This is a genomic window from Occallatibacter savannae (genome assembly GCF_003131205.1).
GTDB lineage: Bacteria > Acidobacteriota > Terriglobia > Terriglobales > Acidobacteriaceae > Telmatobacter > Telmatobacter savannae.
In genome coordinates this window covers 1-21553 of sequence record NZ_QFFY01000011.1, presented here as the reverse complement: position 1 = coordinate 21553, position 21553 = coordinate 1, and the positions used below count along the sequence as shown (strand labels likewise).

At 61.3% G+C, this 21553-nt stretch carries 17 protein-coding genes; 12 read left to right on the top strand and 5 right to left on the bottom strand.

What is annotated here, in order from left to right:
- Window positions 1–28 precede the first annotated feature (28 nt).
- The gene (gene egtB, locus DHV10_RS26455) at window positions 29–1297 is read right to left on the bottom strand and encodes an ergothioneine biosynthesis protein EgtB (RefSeq protein WP_109489443.1); all 1269 of its coding nucleotides are present in this window, start codon (window positions 1295–1297) and stop codon (window positions 29–31) included.
- Between the two features lie 183 nt (window positions 1298–1480).
- Between egtB and DHV10_RS26450 the strand changes: the two genes are divergently transcribed.
- The 9 genes from DHV10_RS26450 to DHV10_RS26410 all read left to right on the top strand — a co-directional run bounded on the left by DHV10_RS26450 (window position 1481) and on the right by DHV10_RS26410 (window position 9713).
- Window positions 1481–2290, top strand: a complete 810-nt coding sequence (locus tag DHV10_RS26450; protein WP_109489442.1) for a tetratricopeptide repeat protein — start codon at window positions 1481–1483, stop codon at window positions 2288–2290.
- Between the two features lie 56 nt (window positions 2291–2346).
- The gene (locus DHV10_RS26445; protein WP_109489441.1) at window positions 2347–2988 is read left to right on the top strand and encodes a hypothetical protein; all 642 of its coding nucleotides are present in this window, start codon (window positions 2347–2349) and stop codon (window positions 2986–2988) included.
- 297 nt (window positions 2989–3285) lie between these two features.
- Window positions 3286–4020, top strand: coding sequence for an ABC transporter ATP-binding protein (locus DHV10_RS26440; protein WP_109489440.1), 735 nt, complete (start codon window positions 3286–3288; stop codon window positions 4018–4020).
- A complete protein-coding gene (locus DHV10_RS26435; RefSeq protein WP_109489439.1) occupies window positions 3989–5218 on the top strand; it encodes an ABC transporter permease in 1230 nt (409 codons plus the stop codon). Before DHV10_RS26440 ends, DHV10_RS26435 begins: the two co-directional genes overlap by 32 nt.
- A complete protein-coding gene (locus tag DHV10_RS26430) occupies window positions 5211–6161 on the top strand; it encodes an outer membrane lipoprotein-sorting protein (RefSeq protein WP_109489438.1) in 951 nt (316 codons plus the stop codon). Before DHV10_RS26435 ends, DHV10_RS26430 begins: the two co-directional genes overlap by 8 nt.
- A 75-nt stretch (window positions 6162–6236) precedes the next feature.
- Window positions 6237–6701: a DUF2141 domain-containing protein gene (locus DHV10_RS26425; protein ID WP_109489437.1), complete on the top strand. Its 465-nt coding sequence runs from the start codon at window positions 6237–6239 to the stop codon at window positions 6699–6701.
- Between the two features lie 107 nt (window positions 6702–6808).
- Window positions 6809–7801: a hypothetical protein gene (locus tag DHV10_RS26420; protein WP_162601930.1), complete on the top strand. Its 993-nt coding sequence runs from the start codon at window positions 6809–6811 to the stop codon at window positions 7799–7801.
- Entirely contained in the window at window positions 7798–8919 is a 1122-nt protein-coding gene (locus tag DHV10_RS26415; RefSeq protein ID WP_109489435.1) for a sensor histidine kinase, read from the top strand. The genes DHV10_RS26420 and DHV10_RS26415 overlap by 4 nt, the downstream gene beginning before the upstream one ends.
- The gene (locus DHV10_RS26410) at window positions 8916–9713 is read left to right on the top strand and encodes a LytR/AlgR family response regulator transcription factor (protein ID WP_162601929.1); all 798 of its coding nucleotides are present in this window, start codon (window positions 8916–8918) and stop codon (window positions 9711–9713) included. Before DHV10_RS26415 ends, DHV10_RS26410 begins: the two co-directional genes overlap by 4 nt.
- Before the next feature lie 35 nt (window positions 9714–9748).
- On the opposite strand, the gene fabG is transcribed toward DHV10_RS26410, so the two are convergent.
- Together fabG and DHV10_RS26400 are read right to left on the bottom strand one after the other, a co-directional pair.
- On the bottom strand, window positions 9749–10495 hold the full coding sequence (fabG, locus tag DHV10_RS26405; RefSeq protein WP_109489487.1) for a 3-oxoacyl-[acyl-carrier-protein] reductase: 747 nt from the start codon (window positions 10493–10495) through the stop codon (window positions 9749–9751).
- Window positions 10496–10649: 154 nt separating this feature from the next.
- The gene (locus DHV10_RS26400; protein ID WP_109489433.1) at window positions 10650–11456 is read right to left on the bottom strand and encodes a YqjF family protein; all 807 of its coding nucleotides are present in this window, start codon (window positions 11454–11456) and stop codon (window positions 10650–10652) included.
- A 100-nt stretch (window positions 11457–11556) separates the two neighbouring features.
- On the opposite strand from DHV10_RS26400, the gene DHV10_RS26395 reads away from it, so the two are divergent.
- Entirely contained in the window at window positions 11557–13203 is a 1647-nt protein-coding gene (locus DHV10_RS26395; RefSeq protein ID WP_109489432.1) for an FAD-dependent thymidylate synthase, read from the top strand.
- Window positions 13204–13418: 215 nt separating this feature from the next.
- The gene (locus tag DHV10_RS26390; RefSeq protein ID WP_109489431.1) at window positions 13419–14396 is read left to right on the top strand and encodes a glycoside hydrolase family 5 protein; all 978 of its coding nucleotides are present in this window, start codon (window positions 13419–13421) and stop codon (window positions 14394–14396) included.
- A 165-nt stretch (window positions 14397–14561) separates the two neighbouring features.
- Here the strand turns inward: DHV10_RS26390 and DHV10_RS26385 are convergent, their stop codons facing one another.
- Window positions 14562–15335 carry an SDR family NAD(P)-dependent oxidoreductase gene (locus DHV10_RS26385; RefSeq protein WP_109489430.1) on the bottom strand — a complete coding sequence of 258 codons (774 nt, stop codon included), beginning with the start codon at window positions 15333–15335 and terminating at the stop codon, window positions 14562–14564.
- Between the two features lie 22 nt (window positions 15336–15357).
- The gene (locus DHV10_RS26380) at window positions 15358–16194 is read right to left on the bottom strand and encodes an alpha/beta hydrolase (RefSeq protein WP_162601928.1); all 837 of its coding nucleotides are present in this window, start codon (window positions 16192–16194) and stop codon (window positions 15358–15360) included.
- 501 nt (window positions 16195–16695) lie between these two features.
- Here DHV10_RS26380 and DHV10_RS26375 point away from each other — a divergent pair.
- Window positions 16696–21402 (top strand): 2-oxoacid:acceptor oxidoreductase family protein, encoded by a 4707-nt coding sequence (locus DHV10_RS26375; protein ID WP_204101544.1) that lies wholly within the window; start codon window positions 16696–16698, stop codon window positions 21400–21402.
- Window positions 21403–21553: the final 151 nt, after the last annotated feature.

The following is a 21553-nucleotide window of genomic DNA, read 5'->3' as shown; positions in this document are numbered from 1 at the left end:
ATGTAGGATGCTCTCCCGGAGATGTGAGTTACTTTTCTGCCAATCGGATTCCGGAAAATTGCCATCTCGTTTCCGGTTGAAAGAAATTGCGATAGCTCGCCCGAATATGCGCTTGCGGCGTCGCGCACGAGCCACCCCGCAGCACCATCTGCCCGCTCATGAATTTCCCGTTATACTCACCCAGCGATCCCGCCAGCGGTGCAAAGCCCGGGTAGCCAAGATAGGCGCTCGCCGTCCACTCCCAGCAATCCCCCCAGACCTGCGAGAGCTTCCCATCTGTCGCCTCCGCCGGCGCCGGCCTCAACCTTCCCGAGTCCATCAGGTTTCCGGCAACCGGCCGCTCCTCCGCGGCAACCTCCCACTCCAGTTCCGTCGGCAACCTCTTCCCCGCCCACCGCGCGTAAGCGTCCGCCTCAAAGTAGCTCACCTGGCTCACGGGGGCGTTCTTCAACTCCTCGAGACTCTTCTCTCCGCGCAGCGTGAAAATCCGCCATCCGGCTTCATCCCTGCTCCAATACAGCGGCGCCTTCCACCCGTTCTGCTCGATCGCATCCCAACCCGCAGAAAGCCACAGCTCCGATCGCCTGTACCCACCATCCGCGATGAACTCCGCGTACTCGGCATTCGTAACCAGCCGATCCGCCAGCGCATAAGGTTCTAGCCACACACGATGCCTTGGCAATTCGTTGTCGTAGCAGAATCCACCGCCGCTGAATCCCACATCGACCAGCCCGCCCGCAAACTCCACGAAGCTCAGCTTGTCCAAACTGCCCGCCTGAGCTCGAGGTGTCTCTTCCAGATACGCCGGCCGCAGAGGATTCGTATAAAACGCATGCAGCAAATCCGTCAGCAGCAGCTCCTGATGCTGCTCCTCATGATTGGCCCCCAGCTCAACCCTGCTCAGAACCTCCGGCTCGGGATTCTCCTCCAGCAGACGCTCCAGGTGCTCGTCTACGTAACATCGATATCGCAGCACCTCATCCAGACCCGGCCGCGAAAACGACGCCCGAAGCTTCTTTTCAGGAAACTCGGCAAAACTCCGGTAATAGCTGTTGAACAGCCACGGAAAATCTTCGTTGAACAGTTTGTAACCTGGCTGGAACACGTTCAGAATGAATGACTCGAAAAACCACGCCGTATGCGCCAGGTGCCACTTCGCTGGCGAGGCTTCCGGGCACGACTGCACCATCATGTCTTCCGGAGTGAGTGGCTTACACAGCTCCATCGTCCGCTGCCGGACACTCCTGAACCTCTCCGCCACCCCAGATTGCAACTTCGGCGATACCGCGGTGCTCATTCGGCGCTCCTCAACCTTTGACGCTGTTTCCTTGGATTCGAAACTCCTCCGTTTGGTGCACTTCTCTGTCCGCCTTACATCTCTGTGACTAATGAGCTTGACGATGCTCCACAGAACGGTGCTCTAATTCTGTGCAGACGATGACGATCGTGTATCGCCGCCGTTCCTTCGCAAGGAGGAAGCATGAGCAGGTTCCATAACCCACTCCTCCCGGCTTCGATCCTCATCGCGGTCCTTGCCGCGACCTGTGCCCTGGCCATTGCACAGGCTCCGGTCCCTGCCCCAGCCGTAACCGTCTCGGAATCCATTCCCTCCACCACCGCTCCCGCCTCCCCGAAACCCCAACCGACGCAGGAGCAGATCGGTGACGCTTTGATGGCCCACCAACGCTATCAGGCAGCCATCGAGGCTTACAAGAAAGCAATTCCCTCCGAGCCGTCCGTGTGGAACAAGCTCGGCATCGCCTATCAGCTCATGTTCGACCTCACCGATGCGATGCAAAGTTACGAGAAAGCTCACAAGATCGATCCAAAAAACTCTAACGTGCTGAACAATCTCGGCACCGTTTACGACGCGCTCAAGCAGTATCACAACGCAGAGAAGATGTACCGCAAAGCGCTAAAGATCGACCCGCACTCCGCTCTGATCCTTAAAAACCTCGGCACCAACCTCCTCGCCCAGCACAAATATGAAAAGGGCTGGCAGCAGTACCAGATGGCCATCAAGTACGACCCGAACATCTTCCAGGACACCTCAAGGCCGCGCGTTGAGAACCCCGCCTCCGTATCCGATCGCGGTGCGATGAACTACTACATGGCCAAGGGTTGCGTTCGTGCCGGAATGCCGGAACGCGCCATTCAGTACCTGCGCATGGCAATCAACGAGGGATACACAAATCCCAAAAAGATAATCGCGGACAACGAGTTTGCGACCCTCCACGGTCTCCCCGCCTTCGAAGAGCTCCTGGCCTCCCAGACCCAGAAGCGGCAATAAGGATTTCCAACCTTCGTCTTCCAGCGCTCCCCGTCCGTCTATTCTGCTGAGAACTCATGAACGCCGTTCGCTTCGCTCTCGCAACAGCCCTCCTGCTCGCGTCCATAGCTCTCTCGCTTTCATCTCAGGTCCCGCCCACGCAGGATGAACGCAGCCTGGGGGTCGGTGGTAGCGGCATGATGGGCGGTTTTGCTGGCGCCGGTCTTGCCGGCACCGTCACCGAAATCGCTCCGGATCACTTCACCGTAAAGACCGAATCCGGCGACCTCTACACCGCGTACTACAGCGTGAACACCCGCATCATGAAGGCTCCTCCCCGCCCGGCAAACGACCGGGACCGCGACCGCTACGTGGGTCTACCCATCTCCATCAAAGCCTCCGACATCAAGATCGGTGACGCTATCGCCGCCTCTGGTGAAATGGATCCACCCGCCAAATCCATTGGCGCCATCGCCATCATCCAGCTCGACCCCGAAACGGTCAGGCGCATGCGCCAGATGCGCGCCAACTACGGCAAGACCTGGCTCCTGGGCCGCGTCACCGCCATCCATCAAACCGCGATCACCATCCAGGGCGGCCCCGACAACGCCACGCACACCTTCTCCGCCGACGAGAACACCACCTTCCGCAAGCGCCGCGACCCATCACTCTCGCCGACATCCAGACCGGCGACATGGTCCGCGTCGAAGGCGAACTGAAGAACGGCACCTTCGTCGCAACCACCATTTCCGTTATCGGCGCGCGCCCCGACCGCCCCAACTCACCCTCTGCTCCTCAGCAGTAAATCTCTGTCCCAACCCGCTAACTTGCTAACTCGCTACGTCGCCCCAGGCGACGCTAACTCGCTGCTTTTGTCTTCGAAACCCTCCGGCTCATCTCCCCGGAACTACCCCTCATCCGCAACTTCCACCCCTCATCCAAATACGCTCCCCTTCGCCACCCGCTCCGCCCTATCGTCTGCTCGAGAGCGAAAGCTCCGGAAAGGACATCGCCCGATGCACACATCGGACCCCATCATCGCCGTCGAGCAGGTCACCCGCCGCTTTCCCCTCGACCACAACGCCGTCATCGCCGTCGACAACCTCTCCCTCGTCATCGATCGCGGCGAATTCCTCGCCATCTCCGGCCCCAGCGGCAGCGGAAAATCCACCCTCCTCAACCTCATTGGCTGCATCGACAAGCCCACCTCCGGCCGCATCCTCATCGAAGCCACCGACACCTCCCGTCTCACTCCCGCACAAACATCTATCCTCCGCCGCGAAAAGATCGGATTCGTCTTCCAGACCTTCAACCTCATCCCCGTCTTCACCGCCGCTGAAAATGTCGAGTACCCACTCCTCGTCCAGGGTCTTTCCAACTCCGAACGCCGTCGCCGCGTATCCGAGGCCCTCGACAACGTCGGCCTCTCCGCCCGCGCCAACCACCGCCCCGACCTCCTCTCCGGCGGCGAGCGCCAGCGCGTCGCCATCGCTCGCGCGATCGTGCATCGCCCGGCCATCGTCCTTGCCGACGAGCCCACTGCCAATCTCGATACGCGCAACGCCACCCAACTGATCGACCTGATGCGCAACCTCAACCAGACCCTTGGCCTCACCTTCATCTTCTCCACGCACGATCAGCGCCTCCTCGAACACACCCCGCGCATCGTCCGCCTCACCGACGGCCGCATCGTCAGCGACACCATCTCGGAGCCTTCCCATGCTGAAGTTTTTGCAGCTAGCGTTTCGTAACGTCTTTCGCAATCGCCGCCGCACCGTCATGACGCTGCTCATGGTCGGCGGAGGCGTCGCCGGCCTCCTGCTCGTCGGCGGATTCTTCGCCTTCATGTTCCGCGGCCTTCGCGAGAGCACTATCCGCAACGGCCTCGGCCATATTCAGATCTTCACTGCCGAGCACTTCCGTCGCGACGAAGTCCACGTTCTCGACACCGGCATCAGCGACTGGCAGCACGTCGCATCCAATGTCCGCTCCGCCGACCACGTACGCGGCGTCGCACCGCGCATCGAGTTCTACGGCATGCTCTCCAATGGCGTGAAGTCCTCCGTCTTCATGGGCAGCGCCGTCGATCCCGACGCTGAACGCGCCATGAGCTTCAGCCCGCGCCTCGCCTCCGGCCGCGACTTGGCCGAATCCTCCTCCGGCGAGATCGAAGCGCTCGTCGGCACCGGCGTAGCCCGATCCATGAGCGTCAAAGTCGGCGACGGCCTCACCATCCTTGCCGTCACCGCAGACGGCGCACTCAACGGCATCGACGTCCAGATCGTCGGCATCGTCAACACCGGCTTCAAAGACCTCGACGACCGCTACCTCCGCATCACGCTTCCCTCGGCGCAGCGTCTCCTGCAAAGCGACCGCGTCACCAACCTCGTCGTCGGCCTCGACAAGACCGAAAACACTGACGCCGTCGCCGCCGCGTTCACTCCGCGTCTTCGTGGTCTTTCACAGGAGATGACCATGAAGAAGTGGATTGACCTCGCCGCGTACTACAAACAGGTCCGCACGCTCTTCAGCGGAATCTTCCTATTCCTCGGTATCATCGTCTTCTTCATGGTCCTCATGGCCAGCGTCAACACACTGCTCATGGCCATGATGGAACGCACCCGCGAGATCGGCACCATGCTCGCCATGGGAACCCCCCGCCCCTGGATCGTCGCGCTCTTCATGCTGGAGGCGACTATCACGGGGATCTTGGGCGCAGCTGTCGGCCTCATCGGCGGAAACCTCATCGGCATCGCTCTCAACGCCTCCGGCCTTCACCTTCCTCCGCCTCCCGGCCTCAGCACAGAGATGGCCTTCCGCGTCCTGCACGTTCCCGCGCTCATGATGGGCGCTTCCCTCATGGTCGTCGTCTCGCTCGCCCTCGCATCCATACTTCCCGCAGTGCGCGCGTCGCGCCTGCAAATCGCGGAGGCATTAGCCCATGTCTAGACACTCCAACGCAATGATCAAATCTTTCAACGCAGCGCCACTCTCATCTGCGCGACAAATGCCCTCCCGAAGGCATAAGCGTCAGGGCACGACTTCAGTCGTGCCGAATCCGCTCAAAAGAGAAAGCTGGGCTTTAGCCCCTGCTTCTGCACATCAACGTCGCTCTTACGACTCCAAGAACGCCCGCACCATCAACTGGGCTCTCCGTTCCTTCCTCCTCGGCGTCACCATCGCATTCCTCATCACCTGGGCCGCACTCGGCCATGCCGCTGCTGCGCCAGACGCCACCGCCCTCCTCAAGCGCTCAGACACCTACCGCAACGGCTGGCCTTCCTACTCGCTCCGCGTCAAAATCACCAACTACGAAGCCGGCAAATCCGACGAAGAGCACCTCTATGACGTCTCGCAGAAAGGCACTGACAAAACGTACGTCGAATTCATGAGCCCTCGCGAAAAAGGCCGCCACCTGCTCATGCTCGCCGACGACATGTGGATTTACCTTCCCGACACCAGCCGTCCCGTGCGCATCACCCCGCTCGAGCGCCTTTCCGGCGACGCCTCCAATGGCGATGTCGCCCGCACCAATTACGCCGTCGATTATTCCGCCGAGTTCGTCCGCGAAGAAAAGCTCGGCGCAGAAAACTGCTACGTCCTCAACCTCACCGCGAAGCGCAAAGGCGCAACCTACCAGCGCATCGTCTACTGGGTTCGCACCGCAGACGCTCGCCCCCTGCGCGCTGAGTTCTACCTGACGTCAGGCAAGCACATTAAGTCCGCCACATTCGACGAGTTCAAGGAATCAAACGGGCACTTGCTCCTGCGCAAACTCACCCTCTACGACGAGATCCGCCACAACTCGCATTCCGTACTCGAATACTCCAACGCCGCTCCCCGCGATCTTCCTGACAAGCTCTTCTATCAGGGCCGCGCCGACCGCTTCTGACGACGCCCATCACAGACGCGCCGCTGCGATTTGCGCCATCATCGCTGTCAAACCCGATCACGAAAGGAGAACAACATGATCGGAACCGTCCGCCGAAACCTCCTGCTCACAATCCTGCCCGCACTTTGGTGCTTACTCGTCTTCGCAATGACAGCGGCTGCGCAAGCTCCCGCGCAAAAAACCGGCAAGCTCATCGTCAAGATCACCGGCATTCGCAACGCCGAAGGCAACATCCGGATCGCCGTCCGTACCGATGAATCCACCATCGCCGCTGCGCAGATCGCCACCATCGATCCCAAGTCTCTTACTGCCGAGGCCGTCTTCGACAACCTTCCGGAAGGCGACTATGGCGTGGCCGTCATTCACGACGAGAACAAAAACGAGAAGCTCGACTTCAACGACTACGGCATGCCAACCGAAGGCTACGGCCACTCCAACAATCCATCGAAGCGCCAGGGGCCGCCGGACTTCAACGAAACCAAATTTGTCTTCTCCGCACCCACAACGACCATCACCATCAACCTCATCTACTGGCCGTAAATCCGATCGCCATGCTATCGCGCGTGCTCATCCCGACTCTCCTCCTCCTGCTGACGAGCTTCACCGCATCAGCACAGGAGCCCGCTCCCTCTTCGGAAGAGAGTTCAGTGAGCACGCGCTACTCCCTCGCCGTCATTGATGACGCCACCTTCTACACCGGCTCTCCCGCACATACTCCGCAAATTCTCAACCAAGTCCTCGTCGAACCGAACTTCGGCATCCGCTACAAAGACCGGCTCACCTTTTCGACGAGCCTCATCGGCCTCTCCGCCACCTACGACCACACCGCCTCCACCCTTCACGTGAAAGAGACATACGCCGGCTTCTCCGCGGGCGACTTCGACTTCACCGCCGGCCGCAAAATGCTTCGCTGGGGCACCGGATACGCCTTCAGCGCGGCGGGCGTCCTCGATCCACCTCGCGTTCCGACCAACCCCTCCGACCGCCTCAACACGAATCAAGGCCGCGACATGATCAAGGCCGACTGGGTCCACGGTCCGCACGCCCTCACCGTCGCATGGTCCACCGCCGCACTCGCGCCCGCGCACTCTGCTCTTCGCGATACAACGGCCTTCCGGTATAACGTACTCGTGCGCGGCTTCGACTCCTCATTCATCGCCGGTCACGACCGCGGCGCCGACACCTTCGGCGCGCTCACCTTTACGCGCGTCGTCGGCCAGGCTTGGGAGGTCCACGGTGAAGCCGTCTGGCGCGAACAGGCCGCCGCCCTCATCGGCGCGAAATACACCTTCCAGTCCGGGCTCACGTTCCTTGGTGAGTTCTACACCCCACCCAACACCGCGTATTTCCGCGACATCTCCATATCACCTTTAGCCGGTCGCCAGCACTACGCTCTCTTCAACGCCGGAAAATCCCGCCTGCGCGAGCTTCCCGGCTGGAAGCAGTGGGACGTCTCCGCCTCCGTCGTCTCCAATCTCGACGACCGCAGCTTCGTCACCGTTGCCGACATCAGCCGCTGGTTCGGCACGCACTTCACCGCCTACACCCACCTCGAAGTTCCACACGGTTCCAAAACAGCCGACTTCAACTCCGCCCGCTACCAGACCGCCACGTCGATCGGAGTGCGATTCCACCTATGATCAGCACTCCAAATGAACAGCTCTCTCCATCCCGCAAGAGGCACGGCAAGTCCTTCGATGCCTTCAAGGCTTTCTGCAAAGAGATTTGGTTCATTCCCATCATCGCGGTCATCATCGCGATTCTGATCCTCGTCATCGAGCACGCTCACGCGCAGATCCTCGCCAAGTTCTTCTCGTCTTTCATCTACGCCACCCTCATCGGGTTTCCTACCGCGCTCATTCTCAACTGGGTTGGCTTCCGCTACACCGAGCGGTTCCCGCGCCTGATCTTCGTCATCTTTTCAGGTGTTCTACTCTCCACGGCGATCGTCGGAACATTCATCGGTGCAGCCATCATCCGTGCTGCAGGCATCATTCCCCCGGGCTTCTATATGCGCGAGGTCCGCTCCGCCCTTCCCATCAGTCTTGTCATCACCCTTACTGTCGGACTCAGTGTTACCGCCTACGAAACGCTCCGCCATCGCCTCCAGGACGCCACCCTTCAGCTCCGTACGCAGCAGATGGAGCAGGAGCGCGCCAACAAGCTCCTCGCCGAAGCACGCCTCTCCTCGCTCGAGTCGCGCATCCATCCCCACTTCCTCTTCAACACCCTCAACTCCATCTCCTCCCTCATACCCACCGACCCCAAACGCGCTGAAGACACCGTCGGCAAACTCGCCTCCCTCCTGCGCTTCTCCATCAACGCCAACCAGGCCAGCCTCGTCCCGCTCGAGCAGGAACTCAAAATCGTTCGCGACTACCTCGAAATCGAGGCCACCCGCTTCGGGCCGCGCCTGCGCTACGAGATCTCCGTCCCCGAAAACCTTTCCGCCATCAGAGTTCCCCCTCTCGCCCTTCAGACCGTCGTAGAGAACAGCATCAAGCACGTAGCCGCTCAATGCACCGCGCCCGTCGCCATCACTATCTCCGCCGCTCAGCGCGAAAGGTCCTGCGAACTCACCGTCACCGACGACGGCCCCGGCTTCTCGCTCGCCGATATATCGCCCGATCACGGCCTCGCCAATCTCATCGGCCGCCTCGAACTCCTCTACGGCGACTCCGCGCAACTCACTGTCGCCGGCGTCGATTCCCTTTCAGTTGTCACCATCCGCATTCCTGCCGGAGACGCAGCGCAATGACAGAAGCCTCGCCGCTGCGCGCCTACCTCGTCGACGACGAGCCCCTCGCCCTCGAACGACTCGAGCGCCTGCTCGGAAAATTCCCGCAGCTTCAGATCGCCGGCTCCGCTACCGATCCCAGCGCAGCCATCACGGCCCTGAACAGCTCCTCTCCCACCTTCGACGTACTCTTCCTCGACATCCAGATGCCCGGCATCAATGGTTTCGAACTCCTCTCGCGGCTCTCATCGCAGCCCTTTGTCATCTTCACCACGGCCTACGACCAGCACGCGCTCCGCGCCTTCGAAACCAACGCCATCGACTACCTGCTCAAGCCCATCGAGCCAGAACAACTCGAACGCGCCCTGAAGAAACTCGGCCGCCTCCGCCCCATCGCCAAGCCCGAGTGGCAACAGAACCCAGCGCTTCCTGAACTGTTGAAAGGATTGACCGCGTCTCTGCGCGAGCCTCAGCCCGCGTACCCCGCGCGTATCGCCTCACGCGTCGGCGAACGCATCTCGTTCCTCGCGCTCGATGACATCACCCACTTCATCGCGCAAGACAAGCTCACCTTCGCCATCGCCAACGGAAAGAAGCATTCAGTCGACCAGACGATCTCCGACCTCGAGCACCGTCTCGATCCCGCACGCTTCCTCCGCATCCATCGCTCCGCGCTCGTCAACGTCGACTGGATTCACGAAGTCAATTCCTGGTTCGCCGGCAAAGTCGTCCTCACCCTCAAGGACGGCGCCCACACCCAGCTCACCGTAGCCCGAGACCGCGTCCGCACCCTCAAAGACCGCCTGGGGATTTGAACACTGACCACTGAGCACTGACCACTGCGTGGTGGTCACCCCATAAACATCCCGCCATTCACATCCAGCACATGCCCCGTGACGTACGCCGCCTTCTCCGACGCCAGAAACGCTACCGAGTGCGCAATCTCCGCATCCGTTCCCGGCCGACCAACAGGAATCTGCTCCACCATCTTCGCGCGCAGCTTTTCATCCAGCACCGCCGTCATCGGCGTCTCAATGTATCCCGGCGCCACCGCATTCACCGTTATCCCGCGCGAAGCCACCTCCCGCGCAAGCGACCGCGTAAACCCGATCAGCCCCGCTTTCGACGCGGCGTAGTTCACTTGGCCTTCCTGCCCCGTCCGCCCCACCACGCTCGTGATGTTCACGATCCGTCCCCACCGGTTCTTCATCATCTGCCGCAGCAGTACCTGCGTCAGCAGAAACGTCCCCGTCAGATTCGTCGACAGCACATCGTCCCAGTCCGCGCGCTTCATCCGCATCATCAGATCGTCGCGCGTGATGCCCGCGTTATTCACCAGGATCTCAACCTTGCCGAATCGGTCCAGCACCGCCTTCGCGCCGTTCTTGATCGACTCCTCGCTCGCCACATCCAGCGCAAACGCCGCAGCCTGCCCTCCGGCCGCCTCAATCTCTGCAGCCACTTCCGCCAGCTTCGCTTCATTCCGCGCGGCCAACGCGACGGTCGCTCCCGCCTTCGCCAACTCCAGCGCGCACGCGCGCCCAATTCCCTGCGATGCGCCCGTTACCAGCGCGATCCGTCCTGCAAGCTCCGCCATCATCCCTCGTTCCCGACGCACACCTTTCATGCGCCGTTCATTTCAGTGCCAATTATAGGAAAGCAGACCCGGCGCACCCCGCCTCATGCATCGTTGCCGCGACGCAGAACATTCAGATTCAGTTTTCAGAAAATCGCAGAGTGGCTCGCTAGACCTACCCCGTCGGCACAACCTGCACCGGAATCCGCGCACGTCGCCTTACCAGTTCGATCAGTTCCGCCGGCCATATATACACCGCCAGCCGCCGCGAGTAGTGCAGCACCGGCTCCTGATCCTGCAGCTGGATCCCCACCGATGCGGGCAGATCATTCTGCTCAATCTCCGCCTCAGCGTCTTCCAGCGGCGAGGCCACCGCATGAATATTCGCCCGTACCACCTGTCCTGCATGATTCCGCCGGAACATGCAGTACCGCTCGGTGAAGAAGTACTCCAGCGTCCCCGACTTGATCTCCGCCAGCCGCCGTGTTGGCCCCAGCCCGCGATACCGCGCACTGAAAATTACCGGGTCGTTCACAAACATCCTGCGGCTGTAAAACGAGAACTCGCGCTCCGTCCTCTGGTTCAGCCGCATCTCCGCCCAGTTGCACGGAACCCGGAACACAAACCGCGCCGCCGTCGTGGCCAGCAGGCTTCCAATATCCACTGTTAGATTGAAAATTCCAGGCGTCCCTGTCTGATCGCTGACGTATGTCCGAAAGTGCAGCTCCGGAAAACTACTCGTCCCGGGAATCGTCGGAACCCCGCGAAAGCTGAAGCGATCCATCCACAACGGCACCACACCCAGCCAGGCCGACCCCTGAAACAGGTCCGGCTGCAGACCATCGGGCAAAAAAGGCGCGATCGCCGAAGCCGGCACCCGCCAATGCGCATAGAGAATGTCGTTCCAGCGCTGGGTCATGGTCCAGCGGCCGGTTGGCAATGGCCGGGGCCTTTGCGATGTGCGCAACTTATACTCCCGCATTCCGCTTGCTCCGTGCTGCTTGCCTCGTGCTCGACCTGTGTTCCCGGATGTTCACAGCCCGGTCTCGCTGATGCCGTATTCTGGTCGCGAGCCCACCTTCATGTCCAGTGAATCTTTCCTTCCCGCCGGTGCCCATAATCAGACTGACGTCTATGCCGTTCACGGAGCCGATCCCGAGGTACTTGCCTACGCCATGGCCAAGTACTCCCGTTCTGCCCTCTCCATGCGCGAGTCGCTCGCCGAAATCAGCGCCCAGCGTGCCGAGCAATTCCTCAATACATTCTATTTCCAATACGGCCATCGTTCCATCGCCGACCTCGCCCACATCGCCTTAGCCGTCGAGCGCCTTAGCCTGCTGGCCGCCATAGTCCTTGTCGATGAACAACGTTGGGACGGGCAGGAACGCTCCACCCGCTACCAGAACTTCCAGAAATCCGGCTGGTACTTCCCCGATTTCGGCCCCGATTCAGCCTCCGCCCAGCTTTATACCCAAACCATCGACAAGCTCTTCTCCACCTACCAGCAGGTCACGGCGGCAGTTCACGACGCTCTCAAGCAGCGCGTCGCCTGCCCCGAGACCATGAAGCCCGACGCCTACGACCGCACCCTCAAGGCCCGTGCCTTCGACGTCGCCCGCTACCTCCTGCCCCTCGCCACCAACACCTCCCTCGGCCAGATCGTCAACGCCCGCACCCTCGAAACACAGGTTTCCCGTCTCCTCTCCCACCCCGTCGCCGAAGTACGCGACCTCGGCAAGAAACTACGGGACGCCGCCACCAGCCCTGCCTGGAACGTCAACGCGAAATCCGGCGCCGCCTTCGTCCAAAAATTGGAGGCCTTTGGGCTCTCTTCTTTGCACGACTTTAGTCGTGCCGAAAGTGGCCCGGTAGGAAACGGGGCTTTAGCCCCTGAGGGAAATCTCGCCGCCGAAGCCGCCACCCTCCTCAATCGCGAAGTCCGCACCGCGCCCACGCTCGTCAAGTACGCCGAGCCCAACACCTACCTCACCCAGACCCGCGCCGAAATCGAACAGGCAGCTTCCGAAATCCTTAAGGGAATCGAACCTGCCTCAGCCCCTGTCGTCGACCTCGTCGAACGCACCGAGTCCCTCGAAGTCGAACTGGCCGCCACCCTCCTCTACTGGGGCAGCCATCACCCATACCGACAGATTCGCGACATCGTCGCCGGCCTTCCTGCCTCTCGCGTTTCGGAGATCATCGAAATCGGCCTGCGCCATCGCGGCAAGCACGACGAAGCCCTGCGCGTCTTCCACGCCGGCGCCGCCCTCCGCTTCGACATCCTCATGGACATCGGCGGATTCCGCGACATGCACCGCCACCGCCGCGTCACGCAGATTCAGCAGGGCTTCACCGCGCGTCACGGCTACGACACGCCCCACTCCGGCGACATCGCCGGGCTCGAAGAAGCCGGCGTCCTCTCCGAATACCAGCACGCCATTGAATCCGCGCACTCCGCCAGCGTAAAAATTGCCGCCGGCTCCGCACCCGAAGCTGCGCAATCCGCGCTCTACCTGCTTCCACTCGCCACCCGCGTCCGCTGCCTCTTCAAAATGGACTTCGCCGAAGCGCAATACATCAGCGAACTCCGCTCCGGCCCGGCTGGCCACTTCAGCTACCGCAACGTAGCCTGGGAAATGTACCTCGCCCTACAGCGCCAGCACCCTTCACTTGCCAAATACATTCGCGCCACCGACTACACCAAACCCATCGACCTCCTCCAGCGCTGACGTCTCGTCGTCCGAGTGAAAAAGAATATCCCGCTAACTCGCCAACTCGCTACGTCGCGGAACGCGACGCTAACTTGCTAAAGGACTAAGAAGAACCTGGACCTAACATGAACACCGGTCGAGCAACAAGGATCCCGCTAACTCGCTAACTTGCTACGTCGCGCAAGCGACGCTAACTTGCTAAGAGACTAAGAATCCCTCCCATAGAGGTCTCGATGCCCTCACACCTCTCCCACAACCTCCCTCCCCTCCGCACATCGGGCAACCGCATCATCAACACCATCACCGGCGCACCCCTCCTCCTCCGCGGCATCAACCGCTCTGGCCTTGAGTACTCCGACCCAGACGAGCAAGGCTTCCTCTCCGGAGCCTCCATCTCGCGCGCAGAGATCTACGCCATTACCCAGCAATGGCGCGCCAACATCATCCGCCTTCCCTTCAATCAGGATTGGGTTCTCAATGGCCGCTCAGGCCGCACCGCCGAGGAATACCAGCAGGCCCTCGATCAGGTCATTTTCTGGGCGTCCATGTTCGGCGCCTACACGCTCCTCGACCTGCAATGGCTCGACGCCGAACGCATCTACGGCGGCAACCGCAACTTCGTCGCCCCGCTCCCCAATCCCGAATCCATTACCCTCTGGTCCACGCTCGCCCGCCGCTACAAGGACGAGCCCGCCGTACTCTACGACCTTTTCAACGAGCCGCACGATCGCCTGCCCGACGATCCATATCCGCTCAACAAGCCCGACGGCACCACTTACCCCGCCAGCCAGGCGCGCGTCACCATGAACGAGTGGCAACCCTGGGCCCGCAAACTCACTGAGGCCATTCGCAACGAGAACCCTGACGCCCTCATCTTCATCGGCGGCACCAACTGGGCCTACGATCTTCGCGGCATGCCCATCGACGACCTCGATAACGTCGTCTACTCAACGCACGTTTACCCGAACAAAGGCACAGACTGGGACAGCGTCTTCGGCGACCTCTCCGAATCCGTCCCCGTCTTCGCCGGCGAACTCGGAGGCGTCGACACTCCCGAAGAACTCGACTACGTCCGCCGCCTTCTCGACTACCTTCAGCAGAAGCAAATCGGCTTCGCCGCCTGGAGCTGGATTGACCAACCCAACCTCATCACCCGCCACACCCCCACCGCCTTCGGCCAACTCGTCCGCCAGACCCTGACCAACATTTGAGCGCGTCGCACTGGAGAACTGATTTCTGTTCTCTGATCTCTAATCCCTAATCCCTGGTCCCTAATCCCTAGTCTCTAATCCCTAGTCCCTAGTCTCTAATCCCTGCGCGCCTTCGAGCGCGCTACACCGGGGTCCCCAGCGACAGGTCCTCGTCGCTGGGGTGGTCTACACCCACCCGCCATCAATTACATAACTCTGATTCGTAATCGCGCTCGAATCATCCGCCGCTAGGAAGAGCACAAGCCGCGCCACATCCTCCGGCAGAATGTCCCGCTTCAGCGCCTGCGAAGCCATGATCTCCGCCTTGTACTCCGGCGTGTAGACCAGCCGCTTCTGCTTCTCCGTCGCAATCGCTCCCGGCAGCACTGCATTCACTCGAATTCCCGCCGGCCCTAGCTCGTGCGCCATCGTTCGCGTCAGCCCCACAATCGCCGCCTTTGCCGTCACGTACACCGGCACCCCCGTCGACGGAATCATCCACGAGATCGACGACATATTGATGATCGAGCCCCGCCCCGCACCCTTCATCGCCGGCAGCACCGCCTGGATCATGAAGAACTGCGGCCGCAGATTCACGGCGATCGACTGATCGAAGTACTCCTCCGTCACATCCTCGATCTTGTGCCGCTGATCGTTCGCCGCATTGTTTACCAGCACGTCCACACCACCCACCGCCTCGATCGCCTCCCCCACTCGCGTCTTCAGCTCACTTACGCTCGTCAGGTCGCAATGAAAAAACACCGGCGCTGTCTCCACCCCCGGCCGCAGTCGCTCCACCAACCCTCGAGCCTCCTCATCCTGCACGTCGAAGAACGCAACCCGCGCCCCCTGCCGCGCAAAGTGCTCCACGATCGACGCCCCGATCCCCGTCGCCCCGCCCGTCACCAGCACAGCCCTGCCCCGCAGGCTCGGATACGTCGCAAACAAATCACTCAGCATCTTTCTTTATATCCTCGATTTCTCAAATCCCGCGCACAGGGAGCCTGCTCTCCAGAGCATCGAAGCATGCTGCCGTCTGCTGATTCCAGGTTCCCCAGTTATGGCCGCCATGACTCGTATGAAATTCAAACGCAAACCCGCGCCGCTCCATTTGGGCTGCAAACCGCCGCACCGATCCCAGCAGTGCCTCCTGGTCACCTGCTGTGATGTAGATGTAGGGCGTCGTCGCCGGGTCTGCCCTCGTAACCAGCACAAATGGATCCTCATCCCGTCGCTGTGCGCTTCCGTCTGCCCCGAACACTCTGCGCAAGCGGATGCTTTGGCCGAAGCGCCGCCAGCTGAATTTGCGCTCCGGCGCGTCTAGCGCAGGACTCAACGCTCCGGCAAAGGCGAACAAGTCGGGCCTGGTGAGCGCATATTCGATCGCTGCAAATCCGCCCATTGAGACTCCGACAATCGCTCGGACCGCACGGTCAGTTCGCGCCGGAAATCGCGCCTCCACGTCCGCTCGCAGATCATGCAGCAGAAAGTCCCCATAACGATCTTTCGGCGCGCCGGCTTCATTCACCCAGTACGAGAGCACTCCGTCGGGCATCACGAGAATCGCCCCGTTTGCGGCCAGCGCACCCGCCTGAGAGTAGTCCGACCACGTGCGGTAGTTCTCCCAGGCCCCATGCAGAAGATAGATAACCGGCAATTTGCCGCCCGCAAGCTGGGCCGGCAGGTAGACGCGGTAGGTTACGTCACGTTCTAAACCGGCCGAATGGAAGCTGACATCTTCTAGCCGAACACCAGCAAATCTATGCGGATGGCCCTCCGGAGACTGGCGTGCCGATCTGCAACTGCAGACCAACGTCACTATAAGACCACTCAGGATGATCAACCACATGGCAGCAGGTAATGCGAGTTTTCCAGATCGAACCCGTCCTCGTTCTACCAAACGTCGCTTGCCGATGGGCGCTGATCGCATATGCCCTCCTCCGGGCCGGTGAATCCCGTCAAAGTATAGTGCCGGCTCCTACTTAGCGGCCCCGCTCCTCAATACCACACGCTGGTACACCGTGATACACCGTACCGCACTGCGGGTGCATACTTGTGTATATGCCATATTCGGGGCAACTCCCCCTTGGGTACCTCACGCGCATTCATTCTGGCTATTGAACTTAACAAGGGAATTGGATCGAAACCGCAGTCAGTCAGCGGTCACCGGAACCATCTTTCCACGCCCTCGCATTAAGGCTGGAATAACGATTTTTGCCGCTGCGGTCACGCGCCATCGAAATTCAGCCCGCCGCACGGAAACGATTTCAAGACCATCAGGGCCCCTGTGACGAGGCGGCCACCCATGGAGGGGACACAAATGTCGGAAGCTGCTCGCTATCCCGGAATCCGGGTCACAGCCAACGGAAACCAGCTCGTCTCGTACCACACCGAAACGCGCATCGCCGAAGCCGGCGTCTTTTACCCCATCACGCCCTCCACCGAAGGCGGCGAGCTCTTTCAGCAGGCCTACGCTGAGGGCAACCTGAACGTTTTCGGCAAAAACACCATCGCCATCGAGACCGAAGGCGAGCACGCGGCCCAGGGTGGCGCCATCGCTCACTCCGTCTGCGGCAAACGCGTCGTCAACTTCACCTCCGGCCAGGGCGTAGTCTACGGCGTCGAGCAGTACTACCACGCACCGGGCAAGGGCTCGACGATGGTGCTCGAAGTCGGCGCCCGCGCGCTCACCAAGCACGCCCTCAACGTCCATTGCGGACACGACGACATCTACGGCGCGCTCGACACCGGCTGGATCATGGTCTTCGGCAAAGATGCCCAGCAGGCTGCCGATCAGGCCCTTATTCTCCGCCGCGTCACCGAGCTCTCGCTCACGCCCGGCATGAACATCATGGATGGCTTTCTCACCAGCCACCTTGAGCGCACCTTCTACAAACACGAGTCCGAGCTGATCCGCGAATACCTCGGCTCGCCCGAAGACATCATCGACTGCCCGACAGAAGCGCAGCGCGTCCTCTTTGGACCCACCCGCCGCCGCGTCCCCAAGATGATGGACCTTGCCAACCCGGTCCTCCTCGGCCCCGTGCAGAACCAGGAACACTACATGAACGGCGTCGTCGCGCGCCGTAACAACTTCGCCGAGCCGATTCTCGATTTCCTCGAAGCCGCATACAAAGACTTCGGCGATCTCACCGGCCGTTACTACGGCCTTGTCACGCAATACAAGTGCGATGACACCGACACCGTCTTCGTTTCGCTCGGATCCGCTGCTGAGAATATCGAGGCTGCAGTCGACTACCTCCGCGAATCGCGCGGAGTAAAAGTCGGCTCCATCCACGTCAATGTCATCCGCCCATTCCCTGAGGCTGCCATCGCCGCCGCACTCAAGGGCAAAAAGAACGTCATCATCCTCGAGCGCACCGACGAAGCTCTCTCCGGCGACAACCCGCTCGGCCGCGACATCCGCACTGCTCTCTCGAAAGCGGTTCAAGGCACGGCCGGCATCCCCAAGATCGCCCTTGAAGAGCTCCCGGCCATCTACGGTGGCAGCTACGGCCTCGGCTCGCGCGACTTCCGCCCCGAGCACATCATCGGCGCGTACGAGTTCGCCACGGCCGGCCGCGCACGCAAAGACGGCAAAACCGCAGCCGACGGGGTCAACTTCTTCGTTCTCGGCATCGATCACCCCTACGCGGTCATCGCCGACGAGATGCCTTCGCTGCTTCCGGAAGGCGCAGTCGCCGTCCGCTTCCACTCCATCGGTGGATGGGGCGCCATCACTACCGGCAAGAACCTCGGCGCCATCCTCGGCGACCTGAACGACCTGCTCTACGAGCGCGACGGTCTCGTCGACGAAAAGGGCAATCCCAAGGAAGTCATCCACGTCAGCGCCAATCCCAAGTACGGTTCAGAAAAGAAGGGCGCGCCCACCAGCTACTTCATGGTTGCCGCCAAGGATCGCATCCGCGTTAACTGCGATTTGCGCCACGTAACCACGGTCCTCTGCTGCGATCCCAAGGCCTTTACCCACTGCAACCCGCTCGACGGCATCCAGCCTGGCGGCGCTCTCATCTGGGAGTCCGACGCTGAAGGCGAGCGCGCGTGGGAGAACCTGCCGCAGTGGGCGCGCAAGCAGATCATCGAGAAGAACATTCGCGTCTACACGCTGCCCGGGTTTGAGATCGCCCGCAAGGCCACGGACCGCGCTGACCTCCAGCTTCGCATGCAGGGCAACGCGTTCCTCGGTGCATTCTTCGCCGTCAGCCCGCTGCTGCAGGACTTCGGCATCACCAGCGAGCAGTATCGCGACGTCGTCCGCAAGCAGTACGTCAAGAAGTTCGGCAAGCTCGGCGAAGCCGTCGTCAACTCCAACATGGAAGTCATGACGCAGGGCTTCGAGCTCGTCAAGGAGATCAAGATCGGCGAACTCAATGCCGCCGACCACTCGTCTCTCCGCGGCGCTGCGCTGCTTCCGATCCTCGAGCCGGTTCCCGCATTCGCTGAAGCCGGCGCTGGCGAAAGCTGCACCGTCAGCGGCTGCCGCTCCACACCGCCGCCCACCGGACAGTCCGCGCGCCCGCCGGTCGCAAGCATCTCGATGTTCGACTCCGAGTTCCGTTCGAACCTCGGCTACGACCAGCCCGCAACACCGCTCGCGGCCATGGGCGTCATCGCAGCAGCAACAGGCGACACGGCCTCCAAGTATGTTGCCCGCCGCGAAACTCCGCTCTACATCCCCGAGAACTGCACGCAGTGCATGGAGTGCATCTCGGTATGCCCCGACACCGCGCTGCCCAACACCTCGCAGGACCTCGGCACCCTGCTCAAGACTGCAGTCTCGCGCTACGTCGGCATCCCTTCCGAACGCGCCAAGATGCTCGAGAAACTTCCCGAGATCGAGAAGCAGACCCGCGCCCGCATGCTTGCCGAAATCAAGCAGGGCACGCCGCTGCCGAAGATCATCCGCGAAGTCACCGAATCGGTCGACGGCTTCTCCGCGGAAGCCAAGGCGCAGTTCTACTCCATCATCGACAAGGTGCCGATGGCCTATCAGAAGGTCAACGCCATCTTCTCCTCGCCCGAGCGCAAGGCCCCCGGCTCCGGCGGCATCTTCTCCATCTTTGTCAGCGATCTCTGCAAGGGCTGCGCAGCCTGCGTCACCGCTTGCGGCGATCACGAAGCGCTCAAGATGGTGAAGGAGACCGAGGACGTCAATGCCGAGCACGAAACCGGCACCGCCTTCCTCAACCAGTTGCCCGACACATCACAGAAGTACCTCGGCCTCTTCAACGCCGCCAACCCGGCAGACTCGAAGACCGCAACGCTCCGCAACATGCTCATGGTTCGCCGCAACTACGACGCTCTCGTCGCGGGTGACGGCGCCTGCGCAGGCTGCGGTGAGAAGAGCGTGCTCCGCTCCATCGCTGCGGTAACCGAGGCCTACATGCGCCCCGTCTACCACGCCAAGGCCGATCGCTTCGTATCCAAGGCTGGCGATCTCGAGAAGACCGGGGTCGCGAAGCTCGAAGCTCTAAAGGCCTCGAACCCCGAGGAGTATGCGACACTCCGTCAGACCGTTGCCCACCTCATCCTCGGACTCGGCGGCGAACGGACTGAAGACACCAAGGCCCGCATCGCCGCGTACGAAGAGGCGAACGGCCCCATCACCGACGCGCAGATGGTCGAGGCCATTGCCGCCGTCCTGCTCACCGAGGCTTTCAATCACAAGAGCCTTCAGCCCATCGACGGACGCCTCGCCAACGGCATGAGCGTCATGGCCATGGCCGCGCACACGGGTTGCAACACAGTGTACGGCTCAACCTCGCCGAACAACCCTCATCCGTACCCCTGGATGAACTCACTCTTCCAGGACGGCATCACCATCGGCTGGCTCATGGGCGAAAGCTTCATCGTCGACCACGCCCGCCGCTCCGTCCTGCCCGAGCGCCTCACCGACATCATCCTTGCCGGCAAGGGCGTGTCGCCGCGCGAGTACTACGAGTTCACGCACTTCACCGATGCCCTGATGACCGACAAGGAGATCATCGAACTTCCCAAGGTCTGGGTGGTCGGTGGCGACGGCGGCATGGGCGACATCGGCTACCAGAATATGTCCAAGGTGATCCTGCAGAACCGGCCGAACGTCAAGGCCGTCATGCTCGACACCCAGGTCTACTCCAACACCGGCGGTCAGAACTCCGACTCAACCCCCATGCTCGGCGGCAACGACATGAACGTCTTCGGCGCAGCCACGCAGGGCAAGAACACCGAGAAAAAGACCGTCGCAGAAACCTTCCTCGCCGGACACGGTTCGCCCTTTGTCGCGCAGGTCTCCATGGCCAACGCACCGAAGCTCTACCGCGCCATCCTCGACGGCCTCGAGTATCGCGGCACCATGTTCCTGCAGGCATTCACCACCTGCCAGCCCGAACACGGCGTCGCCGACGACATGGCTCTCCACCAGGCGCAGCGCACCCGCGACTCGCGTGGCGTGCCCGAGTTCGTCTTCGATCCGCGCAAGGGCGAGAGCTATCAGGAAGCGCTCGACATCACCGGCAACCCGAGCAAGGAACTCGACTGGTACGAGACCAAGCTCAAGTCCACCGGCGAAACCATGCGCTACACCGTGGCTCACTGGTGCACAACGGAAGCCCGCTTCCGCAACCACCTCAAGAAGATCAAGCCCGAGCAGGCCGAGAAGCTCATCCCGCTCGACAACATGCTGGTGCGCATCACGCAGCAGGATGTCGTCTACCGTCGCTATCTCCTGCCTGAGCACCGCTCCTTCATTCCCGACTTCGGCGTCTACATCAAGTACGAAGAGAACGGAAAGATCGAGTACCGTGCGCTCTCGCGTCAGCTGGTCATGTTCTGCGTCGAACGCCGCAAAGCATGGCGTATGCTCCAGTCCAAGGCCGGCATCGTCAACAAGGAATACCTCGCACAGAAGGCGATCCTCGCTGACGTAGACGCAGGCAAGATCAAAACCGAAGACTTCCTCGCCCACGCCCACGAGATGATCGCCGAGAAACTCGGCCAGGCCTCACCAGCACTGGCGAAGGCATAAACCGATCCTCTGCTCCTAGTCCTACGGCCTCGGGCAGCTTTGAAAGGGCACGACTTCAGTCGTGCCGCAACCGACAAAACAATCCAGAAAACAGAGAACGCGGACCGCAAGGTCCGCGTTTCTTCGTTCACTCAACACCAAAAGTCATTCC

Excerpts from the sequence above, each read along its gene's own strand:
- DHV10_RS26445 (WP_109489441.1), top strand. The coding sequence starts at position 2,347 with ATGAACGCCGTTCGCTTCGCTCTCGCAACAGCCCTCCTGCTCGCGTCC.
- DHV10_RS26395 (WP_109489432.1), top strand. The coding sequence starts at position 11,557 with ATGTCCAGTGAATCTTTCCTTCCCGCCGGTGCCCATAATCAGACTGAC.
- DHV10_RS26375 (WP_204101544.1), top strand. The coding sequence starts at position 16,696 with ATGTCGGAAGCTGCTCGCTATCCCGGAATCCGGGTCACAGCCAACGGA.
- DHV10_RS26410 (WP_162601929.1), top strand. The coding sequence starts at position 8,916 with ATGACAGAAGCCTCGCCGCTGCGCGCCTACCTCGTCGACGACGAGCCC.
- DHV10_RS26435 (WP_109489439.1), top strand. The coding sequence starts at position 3,989 with ATGCTGAAGTTTTTGCAGCTAGCGTTTCGTAACGTCTTTCGCAATCGC.
- DHV10_RS26440 (WP_109489440.1), top strand. The coding sequence starts at position 3,286 with ATGCACACATCGGACCCCATCATCGCCGTCGAGCAGGTCACCCGCCGC.
- DHV10_RS26425 (WP_109489437.1), top strand. The coding sequence starts at position 6,237 with ATGATCGGAACCGTCCGCCGAAACCTCCTGCTCACAATCCTGCCCGCA.
- DHV10_RS26430 (WP_109489438.1), top strand. The coding sequence starts at position 5,211 with ATGTCTAGACACTCCAACGCAATGATCAAATCTTTCAACGCAGCGCCA.
- DHV10_RS26415 (WP_109489435.1), top strand. The coding sequence starts at position 7,798 with ATGATCAGCACTCCAAATGAACAGCTCTCTCCATCCCGCAAGAGGCAC.
- DHV10_RS26390 (WP_109489431.1), top strand. The coding sequence starts at position 13,419 with ATGCCCTCACACCTCTCCCACAACCTCCCTCCCCTCCGCACATCGGGC.
- DHV10_RS26450 (WP_109489442.1), top strand. The coding sequence starts at position 1,481 with ATGAGCAGGTTCCATAACCCACTCCTCCCGGCTTCGATCCTCATCGCG.
- DHV10_RS26385 (WP_109489430.1), bottom strand. The coding sequence starts at position 15,335 with ATGCTGAGTGATTTGTTTGCGACGTATCCGAGCCTGCGGGGCAGGGCT.
- DHV10_RS26400 (WP_109489433.1), bottom strand. The coding sequence starts at position 11,456 with ATGCGGGAGTATAAGTTGCGCACATCGCAAAGGCCCCGGCCATTGCCA.
- fabG (WP_109489487.1), bottom strand. The coding sequence starts at position 10,495 with ATGGCGGAGCTTGCAGGACGGATCGCGCTGGTAACGGGCGCATCGCAG.
- egtB (WP_109489443.1), bottom strand. The coding sequence starts at position 1,297 with ATGAGCACCGCGGTATCGCCGAAGTTGCAATCTGGGGTGGCGGAGAGG.